Annotated in this window: 16 protein-coding genes (1 of these 16 cut by a window edge); all 16 read left to right on the plus strand. The window is 45.3% G+C overall.

Annotation, left to right across the window (positions count from 1 at the left end; translation table 11 throughout):
* Positions 1 to 947, plus strand: partial view of a phosphopyruvate hydratase gene (eno, locus tag FHG67_RS10485; RefSeq protein ID WP_002630770.1) — the 3' portion only. It extends 352 nt beyond the left edge of the window; the window shows 947 of its 1299 coding nt (coding positions 353-1299); its start codon lies off the left edge, out of view; its stop codon occupies positions 945 to 947.
* A gap of 180 nt (positions 948 to 1127) precedes the next feature.
* Positions 1128 to 1583, plus strand: coding sequence for a septum formation initiator family protein (locus tag FHG67_RS10490; protein ID WP_016760389.1), 456 nt, complete (start codon positions 1128 to 1130; stop codon positions 1581 to 1583).
* 18 nt (positions 1584 to 1601) lie between these two features.
* Positions 1602 to 2195, plus strand: a complete 594-nt coding sequence (locus FHG67_RS10495; RefSeq protein WP_002630765.1) for an ATP-dependent Clp protease proteolytic subunit — start codon at positions 1602 to 1604, stop codon at positions 2193 to 2195.
* 15 nt (positions 2196 to 2210) lie between these two features.
* Positions 2211 to 2567, plus strand: coding sequence for a hypothetical protein (locus FHG67_RS10500; RefSeq protein ID WP_004500434.1), 357 nt, complete (start codon positions 2211 to 2213; stop codon positions 2565 to 2567).
* Positions 2568 to 2588: 21 nt separating this feature from the next.
* Positions 2589 to 3602, plus strand: a complete 1014-nt coding sequence (locus FHG67_RS10505; protein ID WP_004498253.1) for a YheT family hydrolase — start codon at positions 2589 to 2591, stop codon at positions 3600 to 3602.
* 9 nt (positions 3603 to 3611) lie between these two features.
* On the plus strand, positions 3612 to 4169 hold the full coding sequence (locus tag FHG67_RS10510) for a DUF4416 family protein (RefSeq protein ID WP_002630776.1): 558 nt from the start codon (positions 3612 to 3614) through the stop codon (positions 4167 to 4169).
* Positions 4144 to 4725 carry a complement regulator-acquiring protein LcpA gene (gene lcpA, locus FHG67_RS10515; RefSeq protein ID WP_002630789.1) on the plus strand — a complete coding sequence of 194 codons (582 nt, stop codon included), beginning with the start codon at positions 4144 to 4146 and terminating at the stop codon, positions 4723 to 4725. The genes FHG67_RS10510 and lcpA overlap by 26 nt, the downstream gene beginning before the upstream one ends.
* A gap of 177 nt (positions 4726 to 4902) precedes the next feature.
* Positions 4903 to 5541 carry a TlpA family protein disulfide reductase gene (locus tag FHG67_RS10520; RefSeq protein WP_036076110.1) on the plus strand — a complete coding sequence of 213 codons (639 nt, stop codon included), beginning with the start codon at positions 4903 to 4905 and terminating at the stop codon, positions 5539 to 5541.
* Positions 5538 to 6290, plus strand: a complete 753-nt coding sequence (locus tag FHG67_RS10525; protein WP_004500377.1) for a type 1 glutamine amidotransferase — start codon at positions 5538 to 5540, stop codon at positions 6288 to 6290. The genes FHG67_RS10520 and FHG67_RS10525 overlap by 4 nt, the downstream gene beginning before the upstream one ends.
* A 130-nt stretch (positions 6291 to 6420) precedes the next feature.
* Entirely contained in the window at positions 6421 to 9147 is a 2727-nt protein-coding gene (secA, locus tag FHG67_RS10530) for a preprotein translocase subunit SecA (RefSeq protein WP_004500401.1), read from the plus strand.
* A gap of 23 nt (positions 9148 to 9170) precedes the next feature.
* Complete coding sequence (locus FHG67_RS10535; protein WP_002630779.1) at positions 9171 to 9629, plus strand: hypothetical protein; 459 nt, start codon at positions 9171 to 9173, stop codon at positions 9627 to 9629.
* Positions 9630 to 9813: 184 nt separating this feature from the next.
* Complete coding sequence (locus FHG67_RS10540) at positions 9814 to 10191, plus strand: hypothetical protein (RefSeq protein ID WP_004498304.1); 378 nt, start codon at positions 9814 to 9816, stop codon at positions 10189 to 10191.
* A gap of 153 nt (positions 10192 to 10344) precedes the next feature.
* Positions 10345 to 11754: a TolC family protein gene (locus tag FHG67_RS10545; RefSeq protein WP_002630792.1), complete on the plus strand. Its 1410-nt coding sequence runs from the start codon at positions 10345 to 10347 to the stop codon at positions 11752 to 11754.
* A 10-nt stretch (positions 11755 to 11764) separates the two neighbouring features.
* A complete protein-coding gene (locus FHG67_RS10550) occupies positions 11765 to 12766 on the plus strand; it encodes an efflux RND transporter periplasmic adaptor subunit (protein WP_002630800.1) in 1002 nt (333 codons plus the stop codon).
* Positions 12767 to 12977: 211 nt separating this feature from the next.
* Positions 12978 to 13718 (plus strand): hypothetical protein, encoded by a 741-nt coding sequence (locus FHG67_RS10555; RefSeq protein WP_004498252.1) that lies wholly within the window; start codon positions 12978 to 12980, stop codon positions 13716 to 13718.
* Between the two features lie 5 nt (positions 13719 to 13723).
* On the plus strand, positions 13724 to 17065 hold the full coding sequence (locus tag FHG67_RS10560; protein WP_004498272.1) for an efflux RND transporter permease subunit: 3342 nt from the start codon (positions 13724 to 13726) through the stop codon (positions 17063 to 17065).
* The last annotated feature ends 83 nt before the right edge of the window (positions 17066 to 17148 follow it).

Here is a 17148-nt window from a genome sequence, read left to right on the forward strand (position 1 = left end):
CTCTTGCGGTAGCGAAAGCCGCCGCTGCGCATTCTAAACTTCCCTTATATCGTTATATCGGCGGAAACTTTGCCCGTGAACTTCCGGTTCCTATGATGAACATCATCAACGGAGGGGCACACGCGGACAACAATGTGGATTTTCAGGAATTTATGATTCTCCCTGTGGGAGCCAAAAGTTTTCGCGAAGGACTTAGAATGGGGGCCGAAGTATTCCACTCTTTAAAGTCGGTCCTTAAAGGTAAGAAATTGAACACCGCGGTCGGTGACGAAGGCGGCTTTGCTCCTGACTTGACTAGCAACGTGGAAGCGATCGAAGTCATTCTCCAGGCGATCGAAAAGGCAGGATATAAACCGGAAAAAGACGTTTTATTGGGTTTGGATGCGGCTTCTTCCGAGTTTTACGACAAAAGCAAAAAGAAATACGTACTCGGTGCCGAAAATAATAAGGAATTCTCCAGCGCCGAACTTGTGGATTATTATGCGAACTTGGTTTCCAAATATCCGATCATTACGATCGAAGACGGCTTGGATGAAAACGACTGGGACGGTTGGAAACTTCTTTCCGATAAGTTGGGAAAGAAAATCCAGCTCGTGGGAGACGATCTTTTTGTGACGAACATCGAGAAACTCTCCAAGGGAATCGCTTCCGGAGTCGGGAATTCGATTCTGATCAAAGTAAATCAGATCGGTTCCCTTTCTGAGACTCTTGCGTCGATTGAAATGGCGAAAAAGGCGAAATACACGAACGTTGTGAGCCATAGAAGCGGGGAAACGGAAGACGTTACGATTTCTCACATCGCGGTTGCGACTAACGCGGGACAGATCAAGACAGGTTCTCTTTCCAGAACGGATCGAATCGCGAAATACAACGAACTTCTGAGAATCGAAGAAGAACTCGGAAAATCTGCGGTTTACAAAGGTAGGGAAACTTTTTATAATCTATAAGAATGGTTTCCGATAAAAACGATGCGATATTTTCAAATACCTCGTTTTCAAACTTCTCGATCATTTGGACTGAAAAGTCCTAAGATCGCGGAACATAAAAACGAAGAACTCGGTTCGAGTTCTTGTGTGATGAATCGATTTCGGGAAAAGGGAAAAGAAATTTAGGAGACGGGATCAATGATGACTACTCTTCCGACAAAAGTCTTTTGGTTTTCTTGCTTTCTTGGCGGACTTTTCTATTTCATCGTTCTGGGTGAATCTGGAATCGTCGTAAGGTCTCAACTTGAGGAATCTCTTGCCTCTCTACAGTTGGATGTGGAAAGGCTTACCTACGAAAATCGACAATTGGAAGAAAAGCAGAAGATTTTAAAAAACGATCAAGCGGCTCTTGAAAGAGAAGCCAGAAGATTTTATCTTTTGAGTGAAAACGCTCATATCGTGAAATTTCGGGAAACGTCGGATAACAACGAACTGAAACCCGTTCTGGCTTCCAGATTGAATGCGTTTCGTCCGGGAAAACAATTTCCGGTTCCGCCCATCCATTTTATTCGGATTTTCTACGCAATCTTCTCTAGTTTTACTTGTATTGGAGTTTTCATAAAAATGAGGAAGAAGAAACTGGACTTTACCAACTAGTAAAGGAAAGGTTCAGGAATGCCAGAAATAGAAAAAGTCACGGAAGTATTCGAAGAACTCATAGGAAGTAAAATTTCCAAAAATTTCCTCGACCACAGAAAGATTTTTCTTTGGGGTCCGGTAACCGACGAATCATCCAAAGACTTGGTCGGAAAGCTTCTCTACCTGGAAATGAAAGATCCGGGAAAAACGATCACATTTTATATCAATAGTCCCGGCGGTGTCGTGACTTCCGGAATGACCGTATTCGATACGATCAAAATGATTTCTTCTCCCGTTCATACCGTTTGTATGGGAATGGCGGCTTCTATGGGTTCGGTCCTTCTTGCGGCGGGAACAAAGGGGGAACGTTCCATTTGGCCGAACGGAAAAGTAATGATTCACCAACCGAGTATCGGGGGACAAATCGTAGCCCCTGCTACCGATTTAAAAATCCACGCGGAAGAAATTCTCAAGACAAAAGCGAAGTTAAATCAGATTCTTGCGGACGCTTGTGGGCATCCGGTTTCCAAATTGGAAGAAGACACGGATCGGGATTACTACATGGACGCGGAAGAGGCGATCCGATACGGAATCGTAGACAAACTCGCTACAAAAATCGATTTTAATTAATCGGAATTTTTTCCCTTGTCTAAGACGTTATCCTTAGAGGAATTCTTAAAAGAATTTTTAGCTTCTCCGCATCAGAAAGGCAGAAATCCGGAAGAGGATCAAAACTTAAGCGAACTCTTTTTGGAATTCTCTTCCCTTTTATTCTTAGAAGGAGAGGAGGAGACTCAGGAAAAAGTTCTTTTGAAGGACATAGGTTCTTTCGAACTCGACGAGTTCGTAAATTTTTATCTTTCCGATATGCATCCGAACGATCCGGCTATCGTAAAACGAGGAGCTGATTTTTTAAGAAGACTTCATAAGTTCGCGAAAAAAAACTCTCGTATCAACAAAGAGCAGATGGAAGATTGGGACGAATTTTTTCAGGGGCTCTAATCGGAACATTAGGCGTCTTTTATGAGTTCCCAATCCTTCAAACCGAAACGATTTTTTAAAAACGGACACCTTCAGACCGTTTACAGTACTTTCTTTCCTCCAAAAAACCGCCTCAGAAGTAAGTTTTATTTTGAGGATATCCTCTTACAACTTTCGGACGGATCGGGAGATGCTCTTTGGCTCGAACACAATCCTCCGATCGCTCATTATTCTTCTTCGGGTCCGGTTTGGAACGGAATCTATCTCGTGATGATTCACGGAATGGAGGGGACTTCCGACAGTGCGTATCTGGTGAGCCTCGCACAGAGCGCCTTGCTCAGAGGTTACGGGTGTGTTCGAATGAATCTCAGAAACTGTGGGAGAGGGCAGGGGTTTTCCAAGGGAACGTATAACATCGGTCAAACGAAAGACCTTCAGGACGTCATCGATTTCGTTTGGAAGAATTTATCTCATAGGATTTTTCTTTCCGGCTTTTCCCTTTCGGCCAGTCTCGTTTTAAAGTATCTCGGAGAAAAAAGAAATCACAAAGTGGAAGTCTTTTCTTCCACAAATCCTCCTTTGGATCTTTTCAAAGGTTGTGATTTTATTGATTCGAAAGAGGCAAGATTTTATAGGGATCGGTTTGTGTCGGGGTTTCGCAAAAAGATCAAAAACAAAGTCATTCAACTTCCACCCGAACTGGAAAGAAACGCGTTTCGAGTAAAAACATTCTTCGAATTTGACGATCAGGTTACCGCTCCGTTTTTCGGATACAAGGGTGCGACCGAGTATTATCAAGACTGCTCGAGTATTCGATACATTCCTAACATCCGTCATCCGGGAATCATAATTCATTCCGAAGACGATCCTGTCGTTCCTCCATTCGATTGGGAAACGATTCGTTGGGATAAACTTCCTCAAATCCAAACCATTCTCAGTCCCAAAGGCGGGCATGTGGGATTTTTGACGGATCCAACCCCGGAAATTCCGGATGGAAGGTGGTTGAATAAAATAATTCTGGATTATTTCGATTCGAAAACGAATTCTGGAAGCTGATTTGAATCGATGAATTCCTCAAAGAAGAATACGCCTGCCAAGGGAAAATTGGCCAAACCACCCGGAGCTTCTTTTTTTATCGTGGTCGTTTACGAGGATGCGGAAATGTTCTATTCCATCAAAACAAAGACCGAGAAAAAATTTTCCGCAACTTTGTATGAAAGTAACCCGATGCCTGCTTGGAAGGATGCGGACGAGGAACTTTGGAATCAGTCTTCCGGAAGGCATACTAAAATTCTTTCCTTCAAAAGAAGAATTCATAGGGAAGAACTTCCTTCGATTCAAAAAGAATGTCTTTCGATTCAAAACGCCGCAATTGAAAAAGATAGGGGCGTTCGTATTTTCCCGGGGTATCTTTGCAACCATTCCGTTGTGATCTCGAGTATTCAAGACGATTTTCATAGGATTTATCTATTCAACGGAGTATATGCCGAAACGGTTTACAACTATCAAAAACAAAAAATGGTCTATCTTGAAACGGCGCCTTCCTTTTTCAAAACGCCGGAAGCGGTCTATTTTTTTACGAGTTTGAGAGAGTCTTATGTTCAAAATATCAGTAAAATCTAATATTCTTTCTTTTGCATTCGTATTTTACCTGTCGCTTTTTTCGGGGACCTGCGCTCCCGCACAGTTGGAAATAGCGTCCGTCACCCTCTGCGATCATTTCAATCGTGCCGGGGAGTGCCTTGAGCCTGTGGAAAAGGATCATCACTATAAGGTGGAAGTTCCTCATATTAAAAAGCCGGATACTTGGGAAAGGTTTGCGAACTACCTTTACTTTCATGCGAGAGAAACTCCTGGTTTTCTCATTCGGTTCAATCGAAAGCTGACTCCTTCCGAGTCCAGGGCGATTCAGGATTCTTACTATGCGACCATGAATTTTTCCGGAACCGTGGAAAGGATGGAAGGGTTTGAAATGGGGGAAGACTGGATCGGTTCGTTTCAATATTTAGGTTCTATCATTAAGGACAAATTGAAAAAAGAAAACCGTCTCGGTTCTTATCCTTATACAAATATGATCTTTCCCGCGGAAGTGGAGTTCAAGTTCAGTTCCTCTTTTTTTGAAGGAGGGGAAAAGACAAAGATCAATTTAAGTTATATTGTGCTTCCTCCGGAAAAATGATGGAAAAAAATTATCTTTGTTTTTCAGTTTGAAAGTCTATTTAGAAAATAGGAAGAGCGTCTTTCGTTCGAACCGGTTTTCGGGGAAAGGGAGTGGAAAAAAGATAATTCGATAGAAAGATACCTTTGATTTTATTCCTTGAATTTCCATCTGTTAGGCTTTCTTTTGGTATTATCCATGAACTCGGAACCCCATTTCCGTATTATTTCTTCTTTTTTCTCAGGAAGTTATACGTACTTGATGAATCGGATTCTTCTCTGTTTTGTTTTTTGCATATTGGTGATTCATTGCGCGTTGTCGGAACAACCCAATCTGGGGATCCAGGAGTTCCAGGGAATTACTTTGGACGGGACGCTGGTTCGTCTTTCTGAAGTCAAGGCGCCTCGGTTGGTCTTAAACGTTTACGGACCGAATTGTGTTCCTTGTATCAAAGAAATTCCCGCTCTCAACTATCTCTATCAGGATATGCAAAAAGATCCTAAGATTCAATTTTATATGGCGGTGGATCCGACTTTGTTCTTCGATGAAGCGGAAACGATGTCGGAAGAGGAACTGTTGACCCAGGGGATTCCTTTGGTCAAGGAAGAGATTCGTAAGTACGGAATCCAAGTTCCGACGCTTCTTATGAAAAAACCGTTTCGGGTGAGTAGAACGGATTCTATCGTTACGGGGACTCCTGAAACCCTTCTTTTTAAAACGAAACCTTTCGTACTCTATTACAATTTTATCGGACCGATCAGCGAAGAGGCGAACCTGCAAAGGTTAAGCGCGGATCAAAAAATTCTTTTTTTCAAAAGGATGGCAGGATCTTCATGAGGAGTTTGATCGTTCGATTTAAGGATTGCGAGGGGCCCGGTATTTTACTCGATTCCTTAAAGGAAAGAAATTATAAAATCACCTATCACAACGCATACGATTCGAGGGTACGGCCGTTTCCCGACGCACATTTGGTTTTTGATTTGATCGTTCTTCTCGGAGGACCTCAGTCCGTTATGGATCCGGCACTCGTTCCTTTCTTCGAGCCTTGGCTAAATTTAATACGTTATGCGGCGTCGATGCCTAATCGTAAAGTGATCGGAATTTGCCTCGGCGCACAAATTATTTCCAAAGCGCTCGGCGGGGAAGTCCGACGGGGTGAGAAAGGACCGGAAGTGGGTTTTTACGACGTTCAGGTTCAGGAGCCCGCTCATCTTGTGTTCGACGGAATCGCTTCCTTTCCCGCGTTTCATCTTCACGAAGACATATTTTCGATTCCACAAGGGGCAAAACGTCTTTTAAAGAGCGAGATGTATTCCAATCAGATGTTTTCCTTTCAGGATCGAATTTTCGGAATTCAGTGTCATATGGAAGTTACGGCTTCTATGCTCAAGGTGTGGCGCGTGGTACATTCGGATTTTATCCGAGGTTGGGTTCCAGGACCTGAAACGGAGGTTTTGAGGTCTCAAATGGAGAGCGTCGGGCGCAAAATTTTCGGGGCGATTCTCGATCTTACACCCGATTCCGCAACAGATCGGTCCGTTCTCATTCCGCAAAGCCCCGACTTCGTTACGGCCGGAAACGAATGATTCAGCTTAGAGGAATTCGGGAGTCTCTAAGATTTGGAGCGGACTCTATGCGAACTCCTTTCGGATTGGGTTTGGACTTGATAATCTTAAAAGAAATGATTCAAATGATAGAATATACGGAAAAATGAATATGATTCAGAGCATTCTCCGGGTGATCCTCGGAAGTAAATTCGAACGAGACTTAAAGAAACTCATCCCGATTGTAGGACAGATTAATTCTTTGGAAGAAGAGATGAAACGGATGAATGATTCCCAGCTTTCTTCTCAAACGCAAAGGTTTCGCGAAAGGATCGCTCAGGGAGAATCTTTGGATTCGATTCTTCCCGAAGCCTTTGCGACGGTAAGGGAAGTTTCCTTGCGAACGATGGGAATGAGACATTTCGACGTTCAAATGATGGGAGGAATCGCTCTCCACAGAGGAAATATCGCCGAAATGAAAACCGGGGAAGGTAAGACTTTGACTTCCACTCTCGCGGTTTATCTCAATTCCCTAGCGGGCAAGGGGGTTCATGTAGTCACCGTAAACGACTATCTCGCAAAGAGAGATGCGAATTGGATGAAACCGATCTATGATTTCCTCGGGATTTCCGTGGGGGTGATTCAACACGATATGGATCACGAGCAAAGAAAGATCGCTTATTCCGCGGATATTACGTACGGAACCAACAACGAATTCGGTTTCGATTATCTAAGGGACAACATGGTTTCCCACAAGGATCACAAAGTTCAAAGATCCCATTTCTTCGCAATCGTGGACGAGGTCGATTCGATTCTGATCGACGAAGCGAGGACTCCTCTGATCATTTCGGGTTCTTCCGACGAAACCACCGATAAATACGTTCGTATCAATAAGATTATACCCAAGTTGATCGCAATCGAAGATTTCGAGGTGGATGAAAAGGCGCGTAACGTTCTTCTTTCCGAAAAGGGAGTTTCTCACGTGGAGGAAATTCTAGGGATCGAAAATCTATACGCTCCGGAAAACGTGGATCTCGTACATCACGTTCACCAGGCTTTGAAAGCGCATAAAATCTTTCAGAAGGACGTGGACTACGTCGTTCAAAACGGAGAGGTTATCATAGTAGACGAATTTACTGGACGTTTGATGGCGGGAAGGAGATATTCCGACGGACTTCACCAAGCGCTCGAGGCCAAGGAAAGTGTTACAATTGCAAAAGAATCCCAAACTCTCGCTTCGATTACGTTCCAGAATTATTTTAGAATGTACGACAAACTTGCCGGCATGACTGGAACCGCCGACACCGAAGCGGAGGAATTTAGGAAAATCTACAATTTAGATGTGATTGTAATTCCGCCTAACGTTTCGGTTCGGAGAAAAGATTCCCCCGATCGCGTATATAGAACAGAAAAAGAAAAGTTCGACGCAATTCTTGCCGAAATTCGGGAACTTCAATCCAAAAAACAACCGGTTCTTGTCGGAACAATCTCCATTGAAAAATCGGAGGTTCTTTCTAGAATGCTTTCATCCGCGGGAATTCAGCACAGCGTATTGAATGCGAAATTTCACGAGCGGGAAGCGGAGATCGTGGCCAATGCGGGAAAACCGGGAGCGGTTACAATCGCAACGAATATGGCGGGCAGGGGGACCGATATCGTTCTCGGGGGCGCGCAGCTTTATAAGGAGAACCTCGAAACCTGGAAGGAAGATGACGATCTTGTAAGACAGTTTAAGGAGTCGATTTTAAAACAGGAATTGGACAATGCGGAGTCGCTGATTCAGAAGATGAATTCTTCCGCGAAACAAAAACGCGCATCCGAAATTCTAGGGTCCGTCAAGATCTGGAAAAAAAATCACGAAGACGTTTTGGCCGCGGGCGGTCTTCATATCCTCGGAACCGAGAGGCACGAGGCGAGACGGATCGATAATCAGCTTCGAGGCCGTTCCGGTCGTCAAGGGGATCCTGGTTCCAGTCGTTTTTACTTATCTCTTCAAGACGATCTTATGAGAATTTTCGGATCGGATCGAATCTCCGGACTTATGAAATGGGCGAATATGCCGGAAGGACAAGAGATAGAAAGTAAAATGGTGAGTAACGCGATCGCGCGCGCTCAAAAGAGAGTGGAAGGGCATAACTTCGATATCCGGAAACATCTTCTCGAATACGACGACGTGATGAATCGCCAGCGAATCGTGATTTACAAAATGAGAAACGAGGTTCTCGAAAATGAGGATATCTCCTCTTTGATTTTGAGTTTTATTGAAGAGGCGGTGGAGAACCAGATTGTCGCCCACTGCGAGGGAAACAATCCTTCCGGTTGGAATCTGGAGTCTTTAAGAGAATGGCTGGAAGGTTTGGAGCTGAACTTAGAAATCAGCGAAGAAGATTTTAAAAAAACCAAAAATCCTCAACTTGCTCTTTTTGAAAAAGTGAATGCGGCCGCGAAACAGAAATACGAAGGTAGGGGCGAGAGTATCGGTAAGGATATTTGGAAACTTCTAGAAAGAAATATTTTCTTAGATATCTTGGATCATCGTTGGAAAGAACATCTCTACTCCATGGATCACCTGAGAGAAGGAATCTGGACCGTAGGTTATAGCGAAAGAAATCCTCTCGTGGAATATAAACTTCAAGGTTTTAGAATGTTCGATGTCGCGATCGAGAACCTGAAAAACGAAGTCGTAAATTTTCTTTTCCGTGTGGAAGTGTCGGAAAATTCCAAACTACCGGAAGAGAGACGGGAATATAAAAAAGTAGGACAAGAAGTTACCGGAGGATTTCAAGAGCTTTCGGGTGGAACTTCCAACCGCTCTCGTTCCAACGGGGCGACCGTAACTGTTACGACCAGCTCCGGAGGAGGAACCGAAAGAAAGACGAGCCGGAGGCGGAAGCGCTGAAGTTCCGTTTTGTTACGTTTGCTTTGGTTTGCGGATCGGGAATTCTGAATTCCTGTACCACTACGCCCCAAAAAGGATCGGCGAAGCAGATCTACGCCGATTGTATGGAAACATTCGGCGATAAGGAAAAGTGCGAGAAACTTGTTCTCAAACAACTGATAGGTTCTGAAAAAACGGAGGAATCTTCTCAAATCGAAACGAACCGGACTCAAATCGCTGAATCTGTCGTTTTGGATCCGGAAATCGAAAAGAATCTTAGATTGAGATCCGAGATCAAAGATACATTGCAGGGACAAAATAGAATTTTTGTGAAGGAATTCTTAGGAAATCCTGATCGGATTCAATTTAGAACCAACAGCATCGAGGCGTTTGTTTATACGAGGCCTATCAGCCGTTACAAGCCCGGCGCAAAACCGGATTTGGAAATTAGGGTTTTAATGCGAAATGGAACGGTAGTGCGCGTAGAGCATGTAGCCCCGTGACGACGACTTATTAGAATTTATCTCAAAAATAGCTTATCATATCGCGAAACGGCTTTCCAAGACAAAGTAATCGATTTTTGAGAAGGCCTTATAAAATCCCGAAAGTTGGATGGATTCGTCTTTTTAAATATTAAAAATCGAAAAACGTTTGTAAGCATAATCTTACTTTAGAATCTTGGGCTTAATGAAGGTCCGTTGGATCCATCGATTGCTGATTCTTGTTCTGACCGCGGTAATCGTATTGCCGTGCGAGGAAGATGGAACCTTTGATCTTGCATTTCTAGACGTTCGAGGTGGAGAAATTCATTTCGCTCTTGCGAAAAAGATTCAAAATCAATCGCATCGTAAAACGCGTTCCGAAATTCAATCCGGTATCGAAGCTAGAGATCTTGCAGTTTGTCTGAGAGGACGTTACGACTTTTTAGATCTCGTATTCTCCGGTTTTTTCGAACTTTCCAAAACGGAAGTTCGTTTCTTTTCCGGAAAGTTCAACGCACCTAAGACCCATTTTAGTTATTTATTATCTTCTCTCCTTCTGAATTTACCGCCTCCGACAGTTTGATTTTTTTCTTCCGGACTATATACTTTCCGGAATTCAAATGTAGATAATTTTTTTCGTTACGAATTGGATTCGTACGCAAAGAAAAAGGGAAAAATAAATGCAAACGCGGAGAATTGTACACTGGACCAGTAAACAATCATTCTTGAGAAACCTATGAGAAAGATTTTCACGTTTTTACTTCTTTTATGGATGGTTCCGATTCTGTCGGAGGGAAACAACCCGTCTTCGACCGGATCCGATCCGGGCTTGGGCATTCCCGAATCTCCGAGCCAATCTCCGAATCCGATCCAACGCGAGGTTCCCGAGTTTTCGCCCGACAAAGAAAGAACCTTGGATTTGAAAACCGCGGAAGAGAAGCTCTGGAGAAACAACTTACTTCTCCTTGCTTCGCGCTTTAACATAGACGCCCGCAAAGCCGGAATCGAACAAGCCGGACTCTATGCGAACCCGAACATATTCATCGATCAGAGTATTTTCGCCGAACCGACACAGCGTTATTTCGATTTTACCCGTTCGGGTCAAACCGTCGTTCAGATCCAGCAGTTGTTTTTGCTCGGCGGTAAGATCGGCAAACGAGTTCGCGTCGCCGAGCTCAACGCGAGAATGGGGGAACAGGAGTTTTATGATCTTGCCCGAGAACTCGTAAGCAAACTCAGAAAACTCTTCTACGCGATCTACTACTATAGACAAGCGATCTCCTTTTACGATCAGAGTTTGGAAGCCTTGGGAAGAACGGTTACTTCCGCGGAAATGGGTTATAAAAGAAGGGCGATTCTTCAAGCGGAAGTGCTTCGTCTGAAGGCGCTGTACTTCTTTCTTAAAAAAGAAAGAGAAGAATTGAATATTCGAATTTTGGAAAGAGAAGCCGATCTCCGTGTTTTATTAAATGACGATTCTTTCCGAAGCGCGGACGTGAAAATCGTTCCGATGATCGTTGAGAACCAGCTCGACAATCTAGAACCGGGAAAGTTAAAAAGGGACGAACTCTTAGAACTCGCCCGTAACAAAAGGCCGGATTTGAAAAAAGCGATCCAAGCGCTTCGATACGAAGAAGCCAACTTGGAATTGCAGCACGCGAACGCGATTCCCGATCTCGCTTTCGGTCCGATGTACAACAGAGGGGGGACGGCCTTCCAAAATTATTGGGGGATCACCGCTCAGTTGAATATTCCGATCTTTGACAGAAACCAGGGAAACATCAAAGCCTCGGAAAAAGCGATTCTCTCCAGAAAACAGGAACTCAAAAACACCCTTTTGGAAGTGGAAAACGAGGTCGCCGTTTCCATCGAAACCGCGAGACTCAAGGACGAACTCTACAAAAAGTTCAGAAACACATATACGAAGGAATACACGGATCTTTCCAAAGACATGATTCTCAGTTACGAAAAACGTTATATTACAATATTGGAATTTACGGATTTTTTTGAAACTTATCGTTCCAGCGTCGTGGAAATGCTAAAACTGCAGACCGATCGAATGGACGCGATCGAAGGAGTGAATTTCTCCGTGGGGCAGGGAGTTCTTATCCCGAAACTTTCCCAACCGGCCGCGGAAGAAAAGTGAGGAAACAGACATGAAGATACATTTTACCAGAAGAACACTTTTAATCACCGGGGCGGCCGTTGTCATCGCGATCGTTTCCATCGCGATTTTGGCCTTATCCGGCCGAGGAGATAAGAAAACGAAACTTCCTCCGAGCAAGCCGATCATTTTAGAAAACGGGGAAAAAATCGAATTCAAGGAAAACAGTCCTGGTCTTGAAATCATCAAAACGAAGGAGATCGGAAAGGACGGAGAGTTTATCAACGTGGACGCTCCCGCTCGTCTGATCGCTTCCACTTCTCCTTCGGTTAGCGGAGGAGAAAGAATCATTCTTTTCGAATCTTCGGATCTAAACGATCTTTACGTGGGTTACGTTCACTCTCGAAACAGTCTCGCCCGTTCGATCAAAAATTACGAACGGATCAAGGACATGTTCAAACATAGAGTGGCGACTGAAAAGGATCTGATAGAGGCCGAAACACAGCAGAACAACGATCAGGCGGAACTCGCGGAATACGAAGGAAAACTTCGTGCGGTCGGTTTGAATCCGGCTCTGCTTGGAAAATCAAGCGCTCAGAGTGCTTGGATCATCAGTGACGTTCCCGAATCACAGCTTTCCAAATTAAAAAAAGGGAAACGGGTCAAAGTCCGATTCTCCTCTTTTCCGCACGAAGAATGGAGCGGAACCGCCGAAGCTCTCGGGGACAACGTAGATCCTATGACGAGAACGGTTAAGGTTCGTATCGTGATTTCCAACACGGGATATAAACTCAAACCGGGAATGTTCGCTAACGTGAAGTTTCCCGAAGACACCGCGGGGAATACGGTCGTCGTTCCTTTCAACGCGATCGTCACCGTGGAAGGACAAAATTACGTTTTTGTGGAGGAATCTCCTCGCGAGTTTGTCAGACGCGAAGTGACTTTAGGTATTTCTACCATGGATCGTGTAAATGTAATCGAAGGGTTGTCCAAAGGCGACAAAGTGGTCGTTCAAGGTTCCATCCTTTTGAAAGGGTTGAGTTTCGGTTTTTAATATGAGAAAATTGAAATTCTTAGTCCTACTTACGGCTCATCTTAAAAGCTTACAGCTCGTCCTAAAACCTGCCGAGCGACCGATAGAGAGCGAAGGCATTGAGTTCTATGCTTTATCAGAAAGATTAAGCTGCAAGGTTCTGTCCCAGTTTTGGGACAGGTTCTTATATTGCTATATCAAAAAGATTAAGCTGCAAGAGTCTGTCCTACTTTTGGGACAGACTCTGATAATATTAGGATTTTTGAATGTTGGTGTTTTGGCGCAGAGCCAGAATCCGAAATACGATTCGAACTCTAACTCGAATTCCAAGGACGATTCTTCCCCCGAATGGACGGAAGATCCGGATAAAAAGACCAGAATCGGCAAAGAAGAATCGGGTGAGGATATTCTCAAAGGAAAACCTCTACGCCAATCGACCAACTTTCTTGTATACGGCGCAAGCATCGGTTCTCCCGGAGGTATCAATCTCAATCTCGGTTATTATTACAAAGACGTTGTTCTGCGTGCTTCCGGGGGAAAATGGAATTCTCATTGGTGGGGAGGTCAGGTTGATATCGGTTATAGTTTTTGGAAAACTCCCGTGATCGCACATAGCATTTCTCTTGTATTCGGAAAGTTTCAAGTAGATCCGTTCGAGCCGGAGATCGGCCGAGGAGGACAGAATTCTTATCCGTCCGGATCTTCCTTTCCGGGATACAGCCACAGAGACCCTACCTACGAAGACCTGATTATTCGCTCCTACGTTACGGAGCAGTATCCGGATTTGGCCTTATATCTCGAATACGAAAGCCGTGACAGACAAAAAGTGCATTTGAATCAGCAATACGTGGGTTTGACCTACGACTTTTTGCTCGGTAATTTTTTCCTCCAGGTCGGAGGTGGGATCGGCAAAGGGGATTATAAAAATCCTCAGTTGCTCATTCAGCTCGGCTATTTGTTTGATACGAGATAACATCCATGAAAATTCTAAACTTAATCATTGAATCCGCGCTGCGGTATCGTTTTTTCACGTTAGCCGCAGCAATTCTACTCTTAGCGGTCGGGGTTTGGTCCTGGATCGATATTAGAAAAGAAGCATATTCGGACATTGCGGATACCCAGGTTCGCCTGGTCGCAAAGTTTCCGGGAAAAGCAACTTTGGAAGTGGAAGAACGGGTAACGATGCCGATCGAGCGTGTTCTTCATTCCACTCCGAATTTGATCGTACGAAGATCCAGAACCATCAACGGTCTTGTCGTGTTTCAGTTCGTATTTGAAGAAGGAACGGACGATTACTTCGCCCGTATGCGTTTGATGGAGAAGGTCCGAGACGCGGTCATTCCGGAAGAGGTGACCCCGACTCTCGCGCCGATGAGTTCTCCCGTGGGAGAGGTGTATCGTTACGTGGTCGAGTCTGCTACGGGAACGCATACTCCGATGGAACTCAGAACGATCCAGGATTGGATCGTGATTCCCAAGCTGCTTCAGGTTTCCGGAATCGCGGATGTTGTGACGTTCGGAGGTTTGCCGAAACAATTTCACGTGGTGACTTCTCCCGAAAAACTGATTCGATATAACGTCACCGTCGGGGATCTGATCGACGCGATCAAAAGTAATAACTTAAACACGGGCGGTAACTTTCTCTTACAAGGGGAACAATCGCTTCCGATCCGTTCTTTGGGTGCGATCCGTACTCCCGAAGACATCGAAGACATCGTCGTCAAAACCGTGAACGGGGTTCCCGTATTCGTACGAGATATCGGTTCCGTGGAAATCTCGCATCCGATTCCGAGCGGTGTTTTGGGATATACGGTTCAAAACGACCAGGAAGGTCTGATTGACGTGGACTCCGCGGTACAGGGGCTGGTCGCGATGAGAAGATGGGTGGAACCGAACGCGTTCGGGGATCGGGTCCGAGCCAAAGTTAAAGAGATCAACGATCGTTATATGCCGGACGGAACGAGACTTCGGAACACATACGACCGGGGAGATCTCGTAAAATACACTTTGAGAACGGTGGGAACCACCTTGCTCGAAGGGATCGCGGTCGTGAGTTTGGTCGTGATCTTTTTTATCGGAAGTTTGCGAGCTTCGATCGTGGTCGTCGCGACGATTCCGTTCGCGCTTTTGTTCTCGTTTACGATGATGAACGCTTCCGGAATTTCGGCGAGTCTTCTGTCGTTAGGCGCGGTGGACTTCGGGATCGTCGTGGACAGCGCGGTCGTGATGGTAGAAAACATCATGCGTCGTTATAAGAACGCGACTCCCGCCGAAAAACAAAAAGGAATCATCCGCTTCACATACGACTGCGCGACCGAAGTCGGAACGGAAGTTCTCTTCGCGATTCTCATCATCATCCTTGCCTATCTTCCGATCTTTTCCTTTGAACGAATCGAAGGACGTCTTTTTAAACCGATGGCGTTTACTTTGTCCTTTGCGATTTTCGGTGCGTTGTTATTCACGATGACGGTCGTTCCCGTTTTGATGTCGTATTTTTACAGAAGATATTTCGAGTCCAAAAATCCGGGACCGATCGAATGGCATAACCCCGTTTACGAATGGGTGGAACGAAAATACGAAAAGATCGTCCACTACCTTGTGGATCGTTCCAAACGAGTCGTTACGATCGCGTTTACCGGCGTTACGGGGCTTTTGATCGTCGGTATGATGTCGCTCGGAACGGAGTTTCTTCCTTCTCTCGACGAGGGCGGGTTTACACTGCGTTTGTATTTTCCGGTCGGGATTTCCCTTCCCGAAGCGAAGAAGTTCATTCCCAAGATTCGAGGGATGATCTACAAAAACGAACAAGTCAATATGATTCTTTCCCAATACGGGAGAAACGACGACGGAACGGACCCGCTTCCTCCGAACCGTTTGGAAATCTATGTCGGTTTAAAAGATTATAAAAACTGGCACGAAAAGATCACCAAAGAACAACTTCTCATTCGAATGCGAAACGATCTCGAAGAGGGATTGCCCGGAGTGAAGGTGAGCTTTTCCCAGCCGATCATGGACAACCTATCCGAGGCGATTATGGGAACGATCGCCGACCTTGCGGTTTTCGTTTCGGGTCAGGACTTAAAGGAAATGCGGCATATCTCGCAACAGATTCTGGACATCGTTTCCAAAATGAAAGGCGCGAGCGAGTACGGGATCGAACAGGAAGGTCCTGCTCCTCAGCTCGTGATTCGCCTGAAACGAGCGGTGGCCGCGCGTTACGGAATCAATATCAGCGATATTCAAGACGTGATCGAGGCGGCGGTCGGTATGGAACCGATCAGTTATTTGTACGAAGGTCCGATGGATACTCCTCCGAAAGAAAGAGCGTTATTCGGAATCGCGGTTCGTTTTGCGAAAGACTATCGTCAATCCGCACGAGAGATCGCAAACATCCCGATCATATCTCCCAAAGGGGAAAGAATTCCTCTTTCGGAGTTGGCGGACATTACACAGGAAGATTCTCCTACGATGATTTTTAGACAGGACGGAAAAAGAACGATTACGGTTCGTTTGAACGTGCGCGGAAGAGATCAGGGCGGTTTTGTTTCCGAACTCCAGGAAAGAGTGAAGAAAGAAGTGAAGATTCCCGAAGGATTTGAAGTTCGCTACGGGGGACAGTATGAAAACCTCGCGCGGGTTGGAAAGCAGCTCGCGATCGTGATTCCCGTAACGATCGGAATCATCTTCGGACTTCTGTTTATGCTCTACCGGGATTTGAGATCCGTGATCGTCGCGCTCTCTTGTATTCCTCTTTCTCTCTTGGGAGGAATCTACGCGCTACTTGCTCGAGGATATTATTTCAACGTATCCGCCGGTGTGGGATTTATTTCACTTTTCGGGATCGCGACGATGGCGGGGATCCTTTTCGTATCGAAAGCGAATCACCTGCGTCACGACGATATCATGATGTCGGTCCGGGAATCCGCGATTCTTTCCGCTGTGACTCAGCTCAGGCCTCGTTTGATGACGATGCTGCTCGCATTGTTGGGGCTAATTCCCGCGACGATGGCTTCCGGGGTCGGCTCGGACGTACAAAGACCTCTCGCCACCGTGATGGTCGGAGGGCTTGCGTCCGCGTTGTTCTTGGTCCTAACCGTGATGCCTAGTCTTTACATTCTCATCATGGGAACCGAAGAGGATCTGAAAAAAGGTTCGAATTTTGCTTCCAAGGGTTTAAGCAGCGGGGATTATGCCTCACCTCATCCGGATGAAATTTATTCTACGATTGATTACGAAGAAGAATCTGTGAGCCAGACTCGTAACGAAAAGAATGAAAAAAAAGCCAAGTCCGCAAAGGTAAAAAAGCCTAAGAAAAAATAGGTTTTGTCAGATTTCGCCGCCTGTTTAGATTCCGGCCCAGCGGCGATTTTACCGCATTCTAAAATTCTCGCCTAACGCTTACC

The sequence above is a fragment of the Leptospira weilii genome (assembly GCF_006874765.1).
GTDB classification, from domain to species: domain Bacteria; phylum Spirochaetota; class Leptospiria; order Leptospirales; family Leptospiraceae; genus Leptospira; species Leptospira weilii.